Source organism: Streptomyces sp. NBC_01260 (genome assembly GCF_036226405.1).
GTDB classification, from domain to species: Bacteria; Actinomycetota; Actinomycetes; order Streptomycetales; family Streptomycetaceae; genus Streptomyces; species Streptomyces laculatispora.
Window position 1 is genome coordinate 1,294,684 of sequence record NZ_CP108464.1, and the last position, 17,140, is coordinate 1,311,823.

Consider the following 17,140-nt stretch of genomic DNA (forward strand, 5'->3'; position numbering starts at 1 on the left):
GCTCGCCTGTGCCGTGCCCCTTGTGCACGATAGGCGGAGGAGGCCTCAGTTCAAACATCGATCAGGTCGGGTAAGGTAAGGCTTACCTCTAAACGATCGCGATACGGTGGTCCTCGTATGCCCCTCTCCGCCCTGCTCCCCGCAGCGACAGCCTCGGCCGTGACCGAGGCGTACGCGCGCCTGGCCGAGGTCTTCCCGGGACTGCGGGCCGAGGTGCTCGCGGACGGCGAGTCCACCCCGGGCGGCGTCGGCTGGGTGGGCGCGCACGAGCTCGCGGCCGGCGGCGGCGCCCTGGACACCTTCCTCGCCTGGGACAACGCGCAGGTACTGCGGGACTACGGACAGCAGGCCCGGCCCGACGTGGTCGCCAGCTTCGGCCTGCACCGCTACGCCTGGCCTGCCTGCCTGCTGGTGACGGTGCCGTGGTTCCTGCACCGGCGGGTGCCCCGGATCCCGGTCGAGGACGTCGCCTTCCAGCGGGCGCTGGGTCATCTGACCGTCCGGGTGAGGGAGTTCGCCTGCCTCCCCGACGATCCCGCGGCGGCGCTGCCGGGCGCCCGGGTGGTGGCGGACGAGGCCGCGCTGCGCGCCGAGGTCCTCTCGTCCGTGGCCGAGCACCTCGGGCCGGTGCTCGACGGCTTCGGGCCGCGGATGCGGCGCGGCAAGCGGGCCCTGTGGGGCATGGCGACGGACGAGATCGTCGAGGGCCTCTGGTACATCGCCCACCTCCTGGGTGAGGAGCGGCGCGCCATGGCCGAGCTGGAGGCGCTCCTGCCGGGCACCACGAAGCCGTACGTCGGCACGGCGGGCTTCCGCGAACTGACCGGACCGGACGGCGAGTCGCTGCCGACCCGGGACCGGGCGAGCTGCTGCCTCTTCTACACGCTGCGGCCCGAAGACACCTGTGTCACCTGCCCGCGCACCTGTGATGCCGACCGGCTCCAGAAGCTGACGCCCGCTCCCTGATCCACACCACCCGCAAGGGTGACGTGATTCGAACGCAACTACCCCGCCACCGAGAGGTGTTCGAGCAGATCACGTAAATCGACCGGCTCAAGCACCCCATTGGCGTTAACTTGCCCCGAAACCGCCTTGACTTGAGGGAATTTCCGTCACGATGGCGCCCGAAACTCCCTACGTGACGCAAGGGACCGTGCATGAGACTGACCGACATTTCGCTTGACTGGCTGCTTCCGAGCGCCATGCTGGTCGCGGGGGTCATGGCGGCGGTGGCGGTGGTCGCGCGCGGCAAGCGCACCTCTGACACATCCGCGGCCGACGACACCTGGGAACGCAGCGAGGACCGGCGCAGGCGCAAGGAAGCGTTCTACGCCTCGGCTTCGTACGTTCTGCTGTTCTGCTGCGCGGCGGTCGCCGCCGCGCTCTCCTTCCACGGGCTCGTCGGCTTCGGCCGGCAAAACCTCGGCCTCGCCGGGGGCTGGGAGTACCTGGTGCCGTTCGGCCTCGACGGGGCAGCGATGTTCTGCTCCGTGCTCGCCGTGCGGGAGGCCAGCCACGGCGACGCGGCCCTCGGCTCCCGGCTGCTGGTGTGGATCTTCGCCGGCGCCGCCGCCTGGTTCAACTGGGTGCACGCGCCGCGCGGCCTGGACCACGCCGGCGCCCCGCACTTCTTCGCCGGGATGTCGTTGTCGGCGGCCGTGCTCTTCGACCGGGCACTGAAGCAGACCCGCCGGGCCGCCCTTCGCGAACAGGGCCTGGTGCCCCGCCCGCTGCCGCAGATCCGGATCGTACGGTGGCTGCGCGCACCCCGGGAGACCTTCGGCGCCTGGTCGCTGATGCTGCTCGAAGGCGTACGCACGCTGGACGAGGCGGTCGACGAGGTACGCGAGGACCGCAGGGAGGAGGAGCAGAACCGTCTCCGCAGGAAGGACCAGGAGAAGCTGGACCGGGCGCAGATCAAGGCCCTGAACCGGCAGAACCGGGCCTGGGGCCGGGGCGGCGCCCAAGTGGACGTCCAGGCCATCGCCGCAGCGGGCTCCGCACAGTCCGTAGCGGAGCCCGCCTTGTCCGAGCAGGGTCAGCTGCCGCTGCGGCCCCGACCATCCCTGCAAGCCGTCAGCGGCTCCAGCTCCACGAGCGCCTCGGACCTGAACACGAGTGATCCCAGAGCCGTCGGCCTCACTGCCGAGGACGACACCCATGCACTGCCCCGGCTCGACTCGCTGGAGCAGAAACTGAAGGCCCTGGAGCAGCAGTTCGGCTGATCCCCACGCGACGGCGCGCCGGTCGACACGGTTGGCGATGAACGGCCCTGACCATCCCTCGGATGCTCAGGGCCGTTCGCCGTCCAGCTCGAACCAGACCACCTTGCCCAGCGCCTGCGGGCTGACCCCCCAGGCGTCCGCGAGGCTCTCCACCAGGACCAGCCCTCGGCCGTGCGTACCGTCGTCGGCGTTCGGTACGTCCGACACGGGCATCCCGGGGACGAAGTCCCTCACCTCCACCCGCAGTCTCCGCGGCGCCACGCTGACGGCGACGACCGCGCCGTCGTCCGTGTGGACCAGCGCGTTGGTCACCAGTTCGCTGAGCAGTAACTCGGCCACCTGCGCGGGCTCCTCCTTCCACCGGTACCTCAGTAATTCCCTTACGGCACCGCGCACTTCGGAAATCGCCGCCAGATCGGCACTGCCCAGTCTGCGATGCAGCCGGCCCATTTCCTGACGCTCCATCGTCTCCCCCGCCCGCACAGTGAATCGCCTCCTCCTCGTCGAATGCGCTTCACGCAATGCATGCCCCGCCCATGGGCTGTCACGCTTGCCGACGTGTCACGGCGTGCGGAACCACCCGATCCGGTACGGATCGGGCGGACGGGACGTGGAATTACCACCGTTCAGGTTAACTTCCGAAAAATTCACCGGAGTTGGCGTTGACGGGAGCGCATCTACGCGCGTCATCATGATGGGTATGCGAATCCCCCCACGGATCACCACGCTCGGCGGCGTCGCCGCCCTCCTGTCCGTCCTCTTCGTCGGCGGCCCGGTCGCGGCGACCGCGACGGCCGCCACCACCTCGGTCGGCAGCATCTGCTCCTCCACCCTCCCCTCCCAGGCCCATGACACCCTCGGTCTCATCGATGCGGGTGGCCCCTTCCCCTACGACCAGGACGGCGTCGTCTTCCAGAACCGCGAAGGCGTCCTGCCCGGACAGAGCACCGGCTACTACCACGAGTACACCGTGATCACCCCCGGCGCCCCGACCCGCGGCGCACGCCGGATCGTCACCGGCGAGGAGACCCAGGAGGACTACTACACCTCCGACCACTACGCGACGTTCGACCTCGTGGACTTCACCTGCTGAACCCTCCCCAAAAGGATCCGCGCCGCAGCCCCCCACCTGCGGCGCGGATCACCGATGAGGCGGACTTGTACGCTCCCCCCATGACCGTGACCTATGTGATCAACGGCTCCGAGATCACCGGCCTGGAGCGCTTCTGGCAGCTGATCGGCGAGGCGGTGAACGGGCCGGGCGGCTACTTCGGCACCGGTCTCGACGCCTTCGCGGACTGCCTGAGGGGCGGGATGGGCACGCCGGACGACGGCGACTTCGTCATCGAGTGGCGGGACCACGCCCTCTCGGCACGGGCCCTGGGACACGAGGAGACCGCGCGCCATCTCCGCGGCCTGCTCGGCCGCGCCCACCCGAGCAACCTGCCGCGGCTGCGGCAGGAGCTGGCGCGGGCGGACGACGGCCGGGGGCCGACGCTCTTCGACCGGCTGCTGGAGATCATCCGGGACGAGACGGCTCCGGGCACCCTGCGACTGCTCTGAGGGTCACGGGTGCGGTGTCGGCCGCACCCGTGACCCCGGGCGGATCAGTACTGCACGGAGACCTTCGCTCCGCCGAAGTCCTGCACGGCGTAGAGGCTGATGTAGTTGGCGCCTTCCGCCGGGTGGTCGATGGTCAGCGTGTGGGCGTTCCCGCTGCCGGTCGCCCGGGCGGTGTAGGCGCCCGTGGTGGCCCAGCCGTTGGCGTTGTAGTAGAGATCGGCGTCCCCCGTGCCGCCGCTGGTGGTGATCTTCAGCCGGGCGGTGCCGGCGGGCACGTAGAGGTAGAGGTAGGAGTAGTTGCCCTTGGTGGCCTGCTGCCCGGTGCGGGCGCAGTTCTGGCCGAGTTCACGGCTGTCGCCGAAGGCGCACTCGGTACCCGGCTCGGTGGGCGGGTTGGTGGTGGTGCCGCAGCTGCCGGCCGCACAGGACGTCAGCCAGCTGTTCCAGTCGGCGTCGTAACGGCTGCCGATGGTGGAGGTGAGCAGGGTGCGGGCGCCGTTCCAGTCACCGCTGCGGTAGAGGCCCAGCAGCTTGTCCACGTCGGCACGGTGCGACTGGAGCATGTAACGGACCGCCAGGTAGCCCCAGTTGTAGATGCGGGTCTGGTCGGCGTTCTCGTACGTGGTGTCGAACAGGTTGCGCAGGGTGTAGGTGTGCGCCGCGGCCTGCGTGACGGCGTCGTCGTAGGTGACGTCGCGGTAGGTGTAGGAGACGTACTCCGCGAAGCCCTCGACCCACCAGATGGTCGGCGTCGTGATGCCGGCGTCGAAGTCGCCGGCCATGTCGAACCGGCCGTCGAGGTAGTGGGTGTACTCGTGGTTGAGGTTCCAGATCTGGAAGTCGGGCCGGACCCACTCGGCCTCGTAGGCGATGAACCGCGGCTGGTTGCCGGCCGCGGCCGGGTCGCCCTCCAGGTACATGCCGCCGTTGTTGGTGTCGATGCCGTAGATGGCCCCGGCGTAGGTCTGGTAGTCGGTGCTCGAATCGAAGACCACCACCTCGATGGTGCTGTTGTGGTCGTTGGCGACGGGCCCGTTGTCCCGCACCACGTCGTGGAAGTAGGCGTCCTGGTTGCGCAGGCTGGTGCAGGCGGTCGCGAGATCGGCCGAGGACATCTGCTGGGCCAGGATGTGAATGCTGTCGCTGCACGTGTAGTTGACCGGGAGCACGGCGCTCTTGAGGCGCGCCGACAGGTCGCAGGTGCCGTAGGCGGAGCAGTTGGCCGCGTCGTAGTAGTCGGCCATCTCCGCCAGCCCGACCCACAGCGGCGCGGTGGGTCCGGTCAGTGAGCTCCGGCCGAGCAGGTCGGTGACGAGCGGGCGGGCCTTGGGCCGCAGCGGCTCCTCCTGGAGGAAGCGTGCCAGTTCGCGTCCCGCGTTGGAGGTCAGATAGGACTTCTTCGTGCCCAGCAGGCTCAGGTGGTCGCGGGCGAAGCCGGCGAGCGAGTCGAGCAGGCTCGGATCGGCCTCGACGGCGCTGACGAACTCCGGCACCTGATGGCCGCGGAAGGTCACGGTGTAGACGTTGTTGACCGCGTTGAGCATGTACCAGGAGCTGTCGTACGAGGAGTTGTAGTCGGCGAGCAGCCGCTTGACCACGTTCAGGTAGCGGGCGTTCTGCTCCGCGCTGTCGATGAGGATGACGGCCTCGGACAGGGTCTCGCCGTTGGCGTCCGTGACATCGCGGGAGTGCGCGGAGGCGAAGAAGCCGTCCAGTCCGCCCTGGATGGCGGTGCGCAGCGGGGCACCGTAACTGCCGACGGTGGCGGGGTCGTAGTACTGCACGTAGTAGCCGGCCCGCAGGAAGAGCACCAGCTGCGGCATACCGGTGCTGCTGTCACCCGGGTACGCGGCCGATCCGTCACGCAGCGCGTCGGCGACGCTGACCATCTGGGCCTCACGGAAGGCGAGGTACCCGTCGTTGCCCTTGACCTTGAAGAGGGTGTTGACGCAGTCGGTCGTCGATGATTTGACCTGCTGCACCAGGGCGCTCCCGGTGCGGCTGGTGAAGTCCGCGACGGAGCAGGCGGCGGCCGCGCCGGTTCCGGCCGACTTGGCGGCGGCGCGGGCCTTCGCCTTCATCGAGGGAGCGGGGTGGCTGGGCGCGGAGGTGCCGGGGTCGTCGTAGTCGCGCCGCAGCGCGTCCTTGGAGGCGGTCTGCGGCGCTCGGTCCGCGGGCTTCAGCGCCTTGTCGCCTATGTGACCGGCGTCCTGGACGGGCGCGGTGAGGGACTGCGCGGCAGGGCCGCCCGGATCCGGTGCCGTCGGGTCAACGGCGGTCTTTGCGGCGGACGTCGCGCTTGCGGCGGCCGGAGTGGAGGGACGGACCTCGGCGGCCCGGCTCGGTGCCGCGAGCATGCCGACGCCCAGGCAGGCCGCCAGGGCCACGGTGGATAGCCCGGTGAATCTCTGACGAACCGTTCGGTTCTTCACGTGCCGCCTCCCAGCGGAGTGGTGGCCGCGCAACGGTGCGCGGCCGTGGGGGATGGTGCGCGGTCGAGGCCGACGGGGATGTCTGACATGAGCACGACCTCAATCGCGAACGTCTGTACAATGGCACATGTCACATGTTCTTTGGAAGGCGTTGCGCGCAGATTCGTCTGCACGCCAACTCCCGTCCGCAGCACCCTGCTTGCGGCCGGTGTCGACAGAGCCCGAGGAGTACCGCCCCGTGACCGAGCCCCGACTCCCCCTGCACACCAGCAGTCACGACCTGCCGGTGCCGCCGGCCCTGGACACCTTCATGCGCGCGGCCTGGGCCGATACCCCTCTACCCGGGGGTGACCGCGTCCCGGCCCGCGACCTGACACCGGCCCGCCGCGCACGGGTGGCCGCACGGTTTCCGGGCGAACGGCTGGTCATTCCGGCCGGCGCCCTCGCCGTCCGGTCCAACGACACGGACCACCGCTTCAGACCGCACACCGGGTACGCCTGGCTCACCGGCCTCACCGGGGAGGACCAGGCCGGCCATGTGCTGGTCCTGGAACCCGACGGGGACGCCCGCCACGAGGCGGTCCTCTACCTGAGGCCCCGCTCGCCGCGTACTGGCGGCGAGTTCTACCGCGACCGCCGGTACGGGGAGTTCTGGGTCGGCCGCAGACCCGGCCTCGCCGAGGCGGCCGGGCTCACCGGCGTCCGCTGCGAGCACCTGGACGCGTGGGAGAAGCTGATGACCGGGGCCCAGCCCCCGACCCGGTTCATCGCGGGCGTGGACCCGGCCGTCGATGCCTGGCTCGGCGATGCCCGCCGGATTCCCGTGCCACGGCCCGCCCCGGCCGGCCTCGACACCGTCCTCAGCGAGCTGAGGCTCGTCAAGGACCCTTGGGAGCAAGGTGAGTTGCAGCGAGCCGTCGATGCGACGACCCTCGGGTTCGAGGACGTCGTACGGTCATTGCCGCGGGCCCTGGCCCATCCGCGCGGCGAACGCGTGGTCGAGGGGGTGTTCGGCCTCAGGGCCAGGCTCGACGGCAACGGTCCCGGCTACGCGACCGTCGCCGCCGCCGGGGCGCACGCCTGCGTACTGCACTGGACCCGCAACGACGGCCCTTTGAAGCGCGGGCAGTTGATGCTGCTGGACGCGGGCGTGGAGACCGATTCGCTCTACACGGCCGACATCACCCGCACCCTTCCGCTGTCCGGCACCTTCACCCCCCTCCAGCGCACCGCGTACGAACTGGTGCTGGCCGCACAGGACGCGGGCATCGCGGCGCTGCGTCCGGGCGCCCGGTTCCGCGACTTCCACCAGGCCGCCATGCGGGTCATCGCCGACGGCCTGCACGACTGGGGCGTGCTGCCGATGCCTGCCGAGGAGGCGCTCTCCCCCGAGAACGGATTCCACCGCCGCTACACCCTGTGCAGCAGCGGCCACATGCTCGGGATGGATCTGCACGACTGCGCGCAGGCCCGCGCCGGGGCGTACCTGGACGGAGTGCTGGAGCCGGGGCAGGTGCTCACCGTGGAGCCGGGGCTGTACCTCCAGCCGGACGACGAGACGCTCCCGCGGGAGCTGCGGGGACTCGGCATCAGGATCGAGGACGACCTCGTGATCACGGCGGACGGCGCCCGGCTGATGTCAGCCGCGCTGCCCCGGACCCCGGACGGCGTCGAGGCCTGGATGGCGGGGCTGCTGGAGAGCTGAGGAGCGCCGCCCCGCGGCGGGAGGCCGCGGGGCCCCAACCGGACGAGAGCGTCACTCCGGCGGGCCCGATACCTGAGGATGCCGGACTTCTGCGGGCACCTCCAGCACAACGAGTTCCGGGGGCGCCGGGAGACGATCCGAGGGACGAGCCGGAGAACCACCGGAAGCCGGTCCGGGGCTGAACCCGCCCCGTCGGCTCCGCGGTGATGGCGCAGCGGCGGGCCTCAGGCCTCGGCAGCCGGTACGCCTTCGGACTTCCCGTCCGCCCGCTCCTTGTCCGCCCGCCTGCCGTCGGCCCACAGGGACCGGACGTGGGACATATGGGCGAGCATGCAGGCCTCGGCGCCCGGGGCGTCACCGGCGACCACCAGATCCAGCAGCTGTACGTGCTCCTCGGCCGAGGCCGTCAACTGACCTGATTCGGAGAGCCTGTTCAGCCCGTACAGCCGGGAGCGCTTGCGCAGTTCGCTGACCTCCTCGACCAGCCGGCGGTTCCCGGCCAGCCCGAGCAGCGCGAGGTGGAAGCGGCGGTCGGCCTCCAGGTACCCCAGGATGTCGTGCCGGCGCGCGGCCTCGACGATCTCCTTCGCGACCGGGCGCAGCGCCTCCAGCTCCAGCGTCAGGCCCATCCGCGCGATCCGGCCGACGGTGGGTACCTCGATCATGGCCCGGAGTTCGGTGAAGTCGTCGAGGTCCTGGTCGGTCAGTTCGGTGATCCGGAAGCCCTTGTTCCGGACGGCCTCGACCAGGCCCTCCCGGGCCAGATCGAGCATCGCCTCGCGGACGGGTGTCGCGGAAACGCCGAACTCGGAGGCGAGCGCGGGCGCCGAGTAGATCGTGCCCGGCCTCAGCTCACCGGCGATCAGCGCCGCCCGCAGCGCGTGCGCCACCTGGTCGCGCAGATGTTCCTGCGCCGAGATCGCGTTGAGCGACGTGAGGCGGGCCATGTCTGTCCTCCAGCACCGTGCGGAGACCCAGAATACAATGTGATGTTGTCATGCCACTGCCTGCGGGGTAATCTCCGCGAACCGTCCTGTACGCCCTCGTCGCCCGCGCATGAGATTCGGCCAACGACACACGGACGCGGCATACCCGCGGTCGTTCTGCGCAGTCTCACCATGGGCCCGACGCAGTGTCCTGGTGAACAGGGGCCCTACGCGTCCTACATGTGTACCCAGGCCCTCGGCGGCCGGCAGCTCCGGGTACGCGAGTACTGAGCGCCGGGCACCCGGCGCGTGGACGAGGGGGAAGGGTCAGCGGACGGTGCGGATGGGGAGGATGCTGACGGCACCGAGGACCACCAGGACGATGGCGGTGGCGAACAGCGAGCGGTAGCCGCCGAGCAGGGCGATGACGGCGGCGGCGACGGCGGGCGCGAGGGCCTGCGGGAGGGCGTTGGCGATGTTGAGGACGCCCATGTCCTTGGCGGCGTCGTCGGGCCGGGGCAGCACCTGGGTCATCAGGGCGGTGTCGACGGCCATGTACATCCCGAACGCGGCGCCGGTGAGGATCGCGTACCCGAACATCGAGGCCTCGCTGCGGAGCAGCAGCGGGAGGAACAGCGAGAGGGCCATGCCGAGGCTGGCGGCGATCACGAAGGGCTTGCGCCGGCCGACCCGGTCCGACCAGGGGCCGGAGATGACGATCATCGCGATCATTCCGGGCAGCATGGCGAGGCTGAGCAGCGGCATCAGGTCGTTGGCCTGGTCGCGGGTGAGACCGATGTAGTCGTCGAGGACGTACAGCTGGTACGAGGAGACCGCGTAGTAGCCGAGGATCAGCAGGAAGCGGCCGAGGAAGGCCCAGGCGAAGTCGGGGTGGGCGCGGGGGCTGATCCAGAAGCCGCGCAGGAAGTCCTTCCAGCGGAACGGTTCGTGGCGGGCGTCGGCGGTGGACGGTTCGCGGTTGAGCAGCAGGAAGACCGCGGTGCCGGCGATGATCAGGACGCCGAAGACGGCGAAGCCGAGGCCGAGGGCGTTGGCGAAGGCGGCGGCCACGGCGGTGCCGACGACGGCGCCGAGCATCTGGGCGAGCCCGGCGGCGGAGGAGAACAGGCCGCGCCGCTCCTCGGGGACACGGTCGGGAATGACGGCGGTGAGCGGGGCCTGGAGGCCGTTGAGGAAGATCTGGGCGAGCGTCCAGGCGACGGCGACCCAGAGGAGGCTGTTGCCGACGCCGACGGCGATCAGGGAGAGGCCGCCGAGCAGCGCGCCACCGGCCATCCAGGGGGCGCGGCGGCCGTAGCGGCTGCGGGTGCGGTCGGAGAGGGCCCCGGAGATCGGGTTGGCGAGCATCGCGCCGACCGCTCCGACGGCGCTGATCACACCGAGCGAGGTGGACTTGGAGTCGGGGGCGATGTCCGCGACCAGGTTGGCGAGGAGCACGGCGGGCACCGCGCCGTAGATCGCGTACAGGGTGACGCTGTTGGCCATCAGGCCGGTCAGCAGTCTTCGCTGTCCGGGCAGTCTGCGCTCTGTCGGGACGGTGGCCCGGGTAGGGGTGGTAGTCATGACGACCTCGTTGTCGTGGTGGGGTGCGGGAGCCGGGGCCGTGGGGGAGGTCGGCGCGGTTGTGGTGGTGGGCCTGGAGGAGCCGCCGGGCCGGTTCGGTGGCGTCGATCCCGTGGGGGACCGCACCCGTCGGCCCGAAGGCCGTGGTGCTGCCGGGCCGGGTGTGTCCGGTGGCGGTCGCGGGGTACGGCTCGACGCCGCTTTCACCGCGGCGTGCGGAGCAGCCGGCCTTGTCGGCGTGGGTGGTGGCCGGGCCTTGCCGGCGGTGGTCGCGCCGGGCCCGGCGGCGGACGCGGTGGGGGGCTGTAGCCCGTAGAGCCGGCCGCCGCCTTGGCAGGGGTTCGCCGGGACGGCGAGGACGGGGCCGGCTCCACGGGCGCACAGCTCTTGGGTGTGAGGGTCCCGTCGGCGGTCGGGGCGCCTGTCCGCAGGCGCCCCGCGATGGGGGTGGGGTCAGGACTGGAGCCGGGCCAGCAGCTCTTCCAGGTCCGCCGTGGTGACCGCGCCGCCGGCGAAGCTGACCAGGCGGCGCACGGGGATGGAGGCCATCATCCGGGCCATGTCGATGCCGAGGGCGTCGCCGTCGCCGGTGTCCTGGGGGAAGGGCAGCAGGGCGGCGAGTGTCTCGGCGGCGCCGGGCAGGGACATCACTTCCCCGAGCGTGGAGTCCAGGGTCAGCGGCACGTCCAGCTCGTCCCCGACGAGCTCGATGCTCGCGGTCGCGCGCGGGTCGCGGCTGGACGCGGCGGCCAGCACCTCGTACGCCCCGCCCTCGACGATCCAGCGCTCGGCCCGGGTGTCCCAGTACGCCAGGCCGGTGCGCGGGAGCAGCACGGTGACGCGCTCGTTCGCCCCGGCGTCCAGGGTGACGGTGGCGTGGCCCTTGAGCTCGCGCAGCGGGCGGACGACGGCCGAGCCGGGCTTGGAGACGTAGAACTGGACGACCTCGCGGCCGGTCCGGTCGCCGGTGTTGGTGACCGTGACGGACGCGCTGATGCCCTCCTCGTCGACGCTCAGCTCCAGGTCGCTGTAGGCGAACTCGGTGTACGAGAGTCCGTGGCCGAACGGGAAGGAGACCTCGATGTCCCGGGCGTCGTACCAGCGGTAGCCGACGAACAGACCCTCGCCGTACGCGACGTGGCTGTGCTCGCCGGGAAAGTCCAGGTAGGCGGGGGTGTCCTGGAGCCGGACGGGGGCGGTCTCGGTGAGGCGGCCGGACGGGTTGACCCGGCCGAACAGCACGTCGGCGAGGGCGCCGCCGGCGGCCTGGCCGAGCAGTGCGCCGTCCAGCAGGGCGGGTGCGGCGGTCACGGGAGCCAGCCGCAGGACGCCGCCGTGGCTGAGGACGACCGCGGTGCGCGGCTGGACGCGGATCACCTCGGCCAGCAGCTCCAGCTGCTCGCGGGGAAGCTCGATGTCCTCGCGGTCGAAGCCCTCGGACTCCTGGTGGGCGGCCAGGCCGAGGAAGACCACCGCGGTGTCGGCGGCGGCGGCCAGCGCGACGGCCTCGGCGCGCAGCGCGGCGGCGTCGCCCGTGCCGTCGGTGGTGAAGCCGGGAGCGTGGGTGACCTCGGCGTTCCCGGCCAGGGCGCGGATCTCGTCCAGCGGGACGTCGACCTGCGTCGGGTTCACGTGCGAGCTGCCGCCGCCCTGGTAGCGCGGGGCGGCGGCGAACGCGCCGAGGACGGCGAGCGGGCGCCCGGCGGTGAGCGGCAGCACGGGCGCACCCTCGACGGGGTCGTTCTTGAGCAGCACGACGGAGTTCGCGGCGGCCCGGCGGGCCAGCGCGTGGTGCGCGGCCGGGTCGAACGGGGCGACCGGAAGAGTGCGTCCGGCCCGGCCGCGGGCGGCCAGCGCGGCCGTCCGGGCGGCGGCCAGATTTACCGAGGCGGCGTCCAGTTCACCGGCTTCGACGGCCGCGACGACCTGCGCGTCGGTGGTGCCGCCCGTGCCGGGCATCTCCAGGTCGAGCCCGGCGGCGACGGAGGCGACGCGGTCCTGGACGGCGCCCCAGTCGCTGACCACGGCCCCGTCGAAGCCCCACTCGCCGCGCAGCACGTCGGTGAGCAGCCAGCGGTTCTCGGAGGCGTAGGTGCCGTTGATCCGGTTGTACGAGCACATCACCGTCCACGGCTGCGCCTGCTGGACGACCTGCTGGAAGGCCCGCAGGTAGATCTCGCGCAGCGGGCGGGCGGCGACATCGGAGCTGGAGCGCATCCGGTCGTACTCGGTGTTGTTGGCCGCGAAGTGCTTGAGCGAGGCGCCGACGCCGGTGCTCTGCAACCCACGCACCCAGGCGGTGGCCAGGGTGCCGGTGAGCTGCGGGTCCTCCGAGAAGTACTCGAAATTGCGGCCGCAGCGCGGGTCCCGCTTGATGTTCACGCCCGGGCCGAGCAGCACGTCCACACCCAGCGCCCGGCTCTCCACGCCCAGCGCCCGGCCGACCTCGCCAACCAGCTCGGTGTCCCAGCTCTGGCCGAGGCCGACGGCGGGCGGGAAGCACGTCGCGGGCCGGCTGGCCGAGATGCCCAGGTGGTCGGCGTCCTCCGCCTGGAGCCGGACGCCGTGCGGGCCGTCGGTCAGGGTCAGGGCCGGGACGGGGCCGACGGCCTTGGTCGTCCAGAAGTCGGCTCCGCTGCCGAGCGCGGCGCGCTCCGCGAGTGAGAGCTCCGGCGTTTCGGGGCCGGTGGGGTCGAGAGCAGTCACGGGGTCTCCTCGGGGAGTGCGGGGTTCATGGGAGGACATGGCGTGCGACGTGACGTGACACGTCGCGCTCGGATGTCCGCCGAAGCGTGGGGTCCGGCCGGGACCGGCGGGTGCCCGGCCGGGAAGACCGGGGCCCGCCGCTCCGAGGCCCGACGCATCCCCCGTCAGGTGGGGCACGTCGGAGGAGGGCGGCCCGGCACTGCCGGAGCTCGGTCACCCTGCCGAATGCGAAAACAGTACGTCATTCTGTTTTGGCGCCACAAGGGCTGCGACCAGGTCACTTCCAGTGGCAGCCGGTGGCAGTCGGTGGCGGGAGGTGGCATAGGGTCGTCGTCATGGCTCGAACACGTGGCTCCTACGCGAAAGGCATCGCCAAGCGCGAGGAGATTCTCGACACCGCGCTGGAGATCGTCGCCAGGGTCGGCTACAGCCGCGCCACCGTGCGCGAACTGGCCCAGGCCGTCGGCCTCAGCCAGACCGGCCTGCTGCATTACTTCGGCAGCAAGGAACAGCTCTTCATCGAGATCCTGCGCCGCCGCGACGCCGTCGACCTGCTGACAGTCGGCGGCCAGGAAGGCGGCGAGGGCACAGCCGCATTCCCGCCCGACCTCGCACGGGCGCTCGCCGACCTCCAGCGCCACAACTCCGACGTCCCCGGCCTGGTCCAGCTCTTCTCACGTCTCTCCGCCGAGGCCGTCGAACCCGACCACCCCGGGCACGCGTACTTCCGCGACCGCTACCGCTACGCCCGGGCCGGCGGCGCCGACGCGATCCGCGCCCAGCAGGCCACCGGTCAGCTGCCGGAGGACATCGACGCCGACCGCCTCGCCGTCCTGGTCTTCGCGCTGATCGACGGGCTTCAGATGCAGTGGCAGTACGACCCCGAGATCGACATGGCCGAGCAGCTGTCCTACTTCTGGAACCTGCTGGGCCGGTGACCCCCTACCGCTCGTGCGGGAGGTCCTCGAACTCCCAGGAGTGGCCAGGCTCGTGGCCGGTGAACAGCCAGCACGCCTGTTGCAGCCGAGGAGCGATGGCCGGGTCCACCCGTTCGCACGGTTCGGCGCAGACATAGGTGAAGGCGTCACCGCTCCAGCGCAGCCATACGCCAAAGGTGCCGCGTCCCGTGGAGCGGCCGGTCCGCTGCGGCACGGCCTGAACGGAGCGGCCGTCCGGCGAGCGTCACGAGCAGACCGGCGGCGGGATCGAGCACGGTGAGCACGTCAGACCCTCCGGCCTCCAGCCGCGCCATCGCCTGCTCCTGCTGGTCCGGGTCGTGTGCCCACGCCCGGAGACCGTCCGGGACGGCGGGGCCCTCGAAGCCGATCGGCCGGACGCCCGGTATGCCGGGGGCGCCGGGACCGTCCGCGAGCCGATGCGCCTGCCGCCGAAGCCACCGGAGCGCGAGCCGGCGGTTCGCCACGGTCGCCCTGCCGAGCGAAACCGCCCTCCAGCCGGCCGTCGCGGTGACCTCCACCTCGTAGACCGTGCCCGCCAGGGGCCTCACAGCACCTCACCCCGACTCCGCGCGTTGCACCGCGCGTTCTCGGCCCGCAGCCGCTCTATGGCATCCGCGGGGCGCACATGCTCGGGCTCGGCCTCCCACTCGGTCCCGCCACAGACCGGCCGCAGCGACCAGTACGGGCCGGCGACCCCTCGGAACTCACCCACCCGGCCTTGCCGGGCGGTGTCCACCATGAGCGTGCCGGGAGCAGGAAGGTGACGAGGGCGTCCGTCCAGGGAACCGTCTTCTACGCACACGATCGTGCCTCTCCGTAGCCATTCCACTACCAAGGCGGCTCAGCGTGGCCTACGGTCGAAACCTGATCAACGTGGCTCAACAGTCAGCCAAGTTGGGGGTGAAGGGTGAATCGCAAGGAGTTGGACCCGGAGAGTAGCCCGCAGGCAGCGTTCGGGGCACGATTACGCAGCTCACGCGAGGCTCGCGGCTGGAAGCAAGACGAACTCTCCACCCGTACGGGCATTTCCAGCGGGCACATTTCAGGCGTCGAAACTGGTCGCAAGATGCCATCTTTGCGCTTCGCGAAAGCTGCTGACGTGGCCTTGGGCATTGCGGGCACAGGCGACACATTCGAACGCCAATGGCGCGAGATGCAGCACGGCAGCCTGCTGGAAGGGTTCCCGGAATACGTCGGGCATGAAGGGCGAGCTGCGGAGGTCCGGCTATTCGAGTCCGGCCTGATCCCAGGACTGCTCCAGACGCCGGAGTACGCGACGGCCCTTGAGGCAAGTAACGTCAGGCGAGGTTCCATCACGGCCGAACAGGCTCAAGAGCGGGTCGAGTTCCTGATGGATCGCCAAGCCGCCCTGACACGAATGCTGCCGCCTCTGTTGTTCGTGGTGCTCGATGAGAGCTGTATCCGCCGACCGATCGGCGGCCATGAGGTCATGCATCGGCAGTTGGCGCGCTTGATCGAGTTCGCCGAGGAGCCGAACACGTCCCTTCAGGTCGCTCCCTTCGCCATGGGAGAACGGCGGCCCTTCACCCGTTTGGTCAACCTGCTGACGCTGAAGGACCGTTCCATCGTCGCTTACGTCGAGTCCGAGATCCACGGGTACCTGGAACGGGAGAGCGCTTCCGTGCTGCCCTTGCTGAGGGCCTACCATCAGCTACAGACAGAAGCGCCCTCCCAAGCGGAGTCTGTAGCCATGATCACTCAGGTACGAAAGGGCACCCCGTGACCGATTACCCGTCCCTCCAGTGGGTCAAGTCCTCGTACAGCGGCAACGGCGGTTCCTGCGTCGAGTGGGCGCCGTCGAGCGCATCCGCTACCGGCGTGGTCCCCGTCCGTGACTCCAAGAATCTGAGCGGCCCCATGCTGACCGTTCCCGCCGACGCGTTCGCGTCCTTCGTGGCGGGCGTGAAGGCCGGAGAGTTCGGCACCGTCTGAACAACCGCCCCGCTCCGCCACCGAGTCGGAGGCTGAGCGGGGCGGTTGCCGTTCAGCGGTTCACAGCAGGAACCCTTCGGGGAACGGGTCGGACGGGTCCAGGAAGTACTGCGCGGTTCCGGTGATCCAGGCGCGGCCCGTGACGGTGGGGACGACCGCGGGCAGTGTGCCGACGGTGGTCTCAGCGACCAGTCGGCCGGTGAACGTCGTGCCGATGAAGGACTCGTTCACGAAGTCCGTGTCCAGCGGGAGTTCGCCCCGTGCGTGGAGCTGGGCCATCCGTGCGGAGGTCCCGGTGCCGCACGGTGACCGGTCGAACCAGCCGGGGTGGATGGCCATGGCGTGCCGGGAGTGGACGGCGTCGGAGCCGGGTGCGATCAGCTGGACGTGCTTGAGCCCGTGGATGCCGGGATCGAGCGGATGGACCGGGCGGTCCGTCTCGTTGACCGCGTCCATCAGGGCGAGCCCCGCCTCCAGCAGCTCGTCCTTGCGCGAGCGGTCGAACGGAAGTCCTAGATCGGCCAGTTGCACCATCGCGTAGAAGTTGCCGCCGTAGGCAAGGTCGTACGTGACCGTGCCGCGGCCGGGGACCTTCGCCGTGAGTCCCAGCCCGGCGGAGAAGGCGGGGACGTTGGTCAGGGTGACGGAGGTGGCGGCGCCGTCCTCGACGTGGACATCGACGGAGACGAGTCCGGCCGGGGTGTCCAGCCGCACCGTGGTGACCGGTTCGGTGACCTCCACCATGCCGGTCTCCACCAGCACGGTGGCCACCCCGATGGTGCCGTGTCCGCACATCGGCAGACAGCCCGAGACCTCCATGAACAGGACCCCGAAGTCGGCGTCGGGCCGGGTCGGCGGCTGGAGGACGGCACCGCTCATGGCGGCATGGCCGCGCGGCTCGTACATCAGCAGGGTGCGTACCGCGTCGCGGTGCGCCATGAAGTAGTCGCGTCGTTCGGCCATGGTGGCGCCGGGGATGGTGCCGATCCCGCCGGTGATGACACGGGTGGGCATGCCCTCGGTGTGCGAGTCGACGGCGTGGAATATGTGACGCGTGCGCAAGTCTCCCCCTCGCGATGTCCTGCCG

16 protein-coding genes are annotated in these 17,140 nt (G+C 70.8%); 8 read left to right on the forward strand and 8 right to left on the reverse strand.

The features are described 5' to 3' along the window. Positions 1-117 precede the first annotated feature (117 nt). Both OG322_RS05730 and OG322_RS05735 read left to right on the forward strand, forming a co-directional pair. Positions 118-966, forward strand: coding sequence for a (2Fe-2S)-binding protein (locus tag OG322_RS05730; protein WP_123463513.1), 849 nt, complete (start codon positions 118-120; stop codon positions 964-966). Positions 967-1,157: 191 nt separating this feature from the next. After that, entirely contained in the window at positions 1,158-2,225 is a 1,068-nt protein-coding gene (locus OG322_RS05735; protein WP_329306134.1) for a DUF2637 domain-containing protein, read from the forward strand. A 66-nt stretch (positions 2,226-2,291) separates the two neighbouring features. Here the strand turns inward: OG322_RS05735 and OG322_RS05740 are convergent, their stop codons facing one another. Continuing rightward, on the reverse strand, positions 2,292-2,654 hold the full coding sequence (locus OG322_RS05740) for an ATP-binding protein (protein ID WP_123466241.1): 363 nt from the start codon (positions 2,652-2,654) through the stop codon (positions 2,292-2,294). Between the two features lie 271 nt (positions 2,655-2,925). Here OG322_RS05740 and OG322_RS05745 point away from each other — a divergent pair, with 271 nt between their 5' ends. After that, positions 2,926-3,318 carry a ribonuclease domain-containing protein gene (locus tag OG322_RS05745; RefSeq protein ID WP_123463509.1) on the forward strand — a complete coding sequence of 131 codons (393 nt, stop codon included), beginning with the start codon at positions 2,926-2,928 and terminating at the stop codon, positions 3,316-3,318. An 80-nt stretch (positions 3,319-3,398) separates the two neighbouring features. Beyond that, a complete protein-coding gene (locus tag OG322_RS05750; RefSeq protein WP_123463507.1) occupies positions 3,399-3,788 on the forward strand; it encodes a barstar family protein in 390 nt (129 codons plus the stop codon). A 44-nt stretch (positions 3,789-3,832) separates the two neighbouring features. Here OG322_RS05750 and OG322_RS05755 read toward each other — a convergent pair whose 3' ends face one another. After that, positions 3,833-6,220 (reverse strand): M9 family metallopeptidase, encoded by a 2,388-nt coding sequence (locus OG322_RS05755; RefSeq protein WP_329306135.1) that lies wholly within the window; start codon positions 6,218-6,220, stop codon positions 3,833-3,835. 238 nt (positions 6,221-6,458) lie between these two features. On the opposite strand from OG322_RS05755, the gene OG322_RS05760 reads away from it, so the two are divergent. After that, positions 6,459-7,925 (forward strand): aminopeptidase P family protein, encoded by a 1,467-nt coding sequence (locus OG322_RS05760; RefSeq protein WP_266410713.1) that lies wholly within the window; start codon positions 6,459-6,461, stop codon positions 7,923-7,925. Between the two features lie 224 nt (positions 7,926-8,149). Here the strand turns inward: OG322_RS05760 and OG322_RS05765 are convergent, their stop codons facing one another. The 3 genes from OG322_RS05765 to OG322_RS05775 form a co-directional block, all read right to left on the reverse strand. Beyond that, positions 8,150-8,872: a GntR family transcriptional regulator gene (locus tag OG322_RS05765; protein WP_123463501.1), complete on the reverse strand. Its 723-nt coding sequence runs from the start codon at positions 8,870-8,872 to the stop codon at positions 8,150-8,152. A 306-nt stretch (positions 8,873-9,178) separates the two neighbouring features. Continuing rightward, positions 9,179-10,435: an MFS transporter gene (locus tag OG322_RS05770; RefSeq protein WP_329306136.1), complete on the reverse strand. Its 1,257-nt coding sequence runs from the start codon at positions 10,433-10,435 to the stop codon at positions 9,179-9,181. Between the two features lie 453 nt (positions 10,436-10,888). Further along, positions 10,889-13,141 carry a glycoside hydrolase family 3 C-terminal domain-containing protein gene (locus OG322_RS05775; protein WP_329306137.1) on the reverse strand — a complete coding sequence of 751 codons (2,253 nt, stop codon included), beginning with the start codon at positions 13,139-13,141 and terminating at the stop codon, positions 10,889-10,891. A gap of 335 nt (positions 13,142-13,476) precedes the next feature. Between OG322_RS05775 and OG322_RS05780 the strand changes: the two genes are divergently transcribed. Beyond that, positions 13,477-14,079 (forward strand): TetR/AcrR family transcriptional regulator, encoded by a 603-nt coding sequence (locus tag OG322_RS05780; RefSeq protein WP_185095476.1) that lies wholly within the window; start codon positions 13,477-13,479, stop codon positions 14,077-14,079. Between the two features lie 4 nt (positions 14,080-14,083). On the opposite strand, the gene OG322_RS05785 is transcribed toward OG322_RS05780, so the two are convergent. Together OG322_RS05785 and OG322_RS05790 are read right to left on the reverse strand one after the other, a co-directional pair. After that, positions 14,084-14,293, reverse strand: coding sequence for a hypothetical protein (locus OG322_RS05785; protein WP_164494462.1), 210 nt, complete (start codon positions 14,291-14,293; stop codon positions 14,084-14,086). A 351-nt stretch (positions 14,294-14,644) separates the two neighbouring features. Then, on the reverse strand, positions 14,645-14,839 hold the full coding sequence (locus OG322_RS05790) for a hypothetical protein (RefSeq protein WP_241199923.1): 195 nt from the start codon (positions 14,837-14,839) through the stop codon (positions 14,645-14,647). 168 nt (positions 14,840-15,007) lie between these two features. On the opposite strand from OG322_RS05790, the gene OG322_RS05795 reads away from it, so the two are divergent. Further along, on the forward strand, positions 15,008-15,844 hold the full coding sequence (locus OG322_RS05795) for a helix-turn-helix domain-containing protein (protein WP_266410716.1): 837 nt from the start codon (positions 15,008-15,010) through the stop codon (positions 15,842-15,844). Further along, a complete protein-coding gene (locus tag OG322_RS05800) occupies positions 15,841-16,053 on the forward strand; it encodes a DUF397 domain-containing protein (protein WP_266410717.1) in 213 nt (70 codons plus the stop codon). Before OG322_RS05795 ends, OG322_RS05800 begins: the two co-directional genes overlap by 4 nt. Before the next feature lie 60 nt (positions 16,054-16,113). Here OG322_RS05800 and OG322_RS05805 read toward each other — a convergent pair whose 3' ends face one another. Further along, on the reverse strand, positions 16,114-17,115 hold the full coding sequence (locus OG322_RS05805) for a proline racemase family protein (RefSeq protein ID WP_123463493.1): 1,002 nt from the start codon (positions 17,113-17,115) through the stop codon (positions 16,114-16,116). Positions 17,116-17,140 lie beyond the last annotated feature (25 nt).

Excerpts from the sequence above, each read along its gene's own strand:
- OG322_RS05730 (WP_123463513.1), top strand. The coding sequence starts at position 118 with ATGCCCCTCTCCGCCCTGCTCCCCGCAGCGACAGCCTCGGCCGTGACC.
- OG322_RS05735 (WP_329306134.1), top strand. The coding sequence starts at position 1,158 with ATGAGACTGACCGACATTTCGCTTGACTGGCTGCTTCCGAGCGCCATG.
- OG322_RS05745 (WP_123463509.1), top strand. The coding sequence starts at position 2,926 with ATGCGAATCCCCCCACGGATCACCACGCTCGGCGGCGTCGCCGCCCTC.
- OG322_RS05750 (WP_123463507.1), top strand. The coding sequence starts at position 3,399 with ATGACCGTGACCTATGTGATCAACGGCTCCGAGATCACCGGCCTGGAG.
- OG322_RS05765 (WP_123463501.1), bottom strand. The coding sequence starts at position 8,872 with ATGGCCCGCCTCACGTCGCTCAACGCGATCTCGGCGCAGGAACATCTG.
- OG322_RS05770 (WP_329306136.1), bottom strand. The coding sequence starts at position 10,435 with ATGACTACCACCCCTACCCGGGCCACCGTCCCGACAGAGCGCAGACTG.
- OG322_RS05780 (WP_185095476.1), top strand. The coding sequence starts at position 13,477 with ATGGCTCGAACACGTGGCTCCTACGCGAAAGGCATCGCCAAGCGCGAG.
- OG322_RS05790 (WP_241199923.1), bottom strand. The coding sequence starts at position 14,839 with ATGGTGGACACCGCCCGGCAAGGCCGGGTGGGTGAGTTCCGAGGGGTC.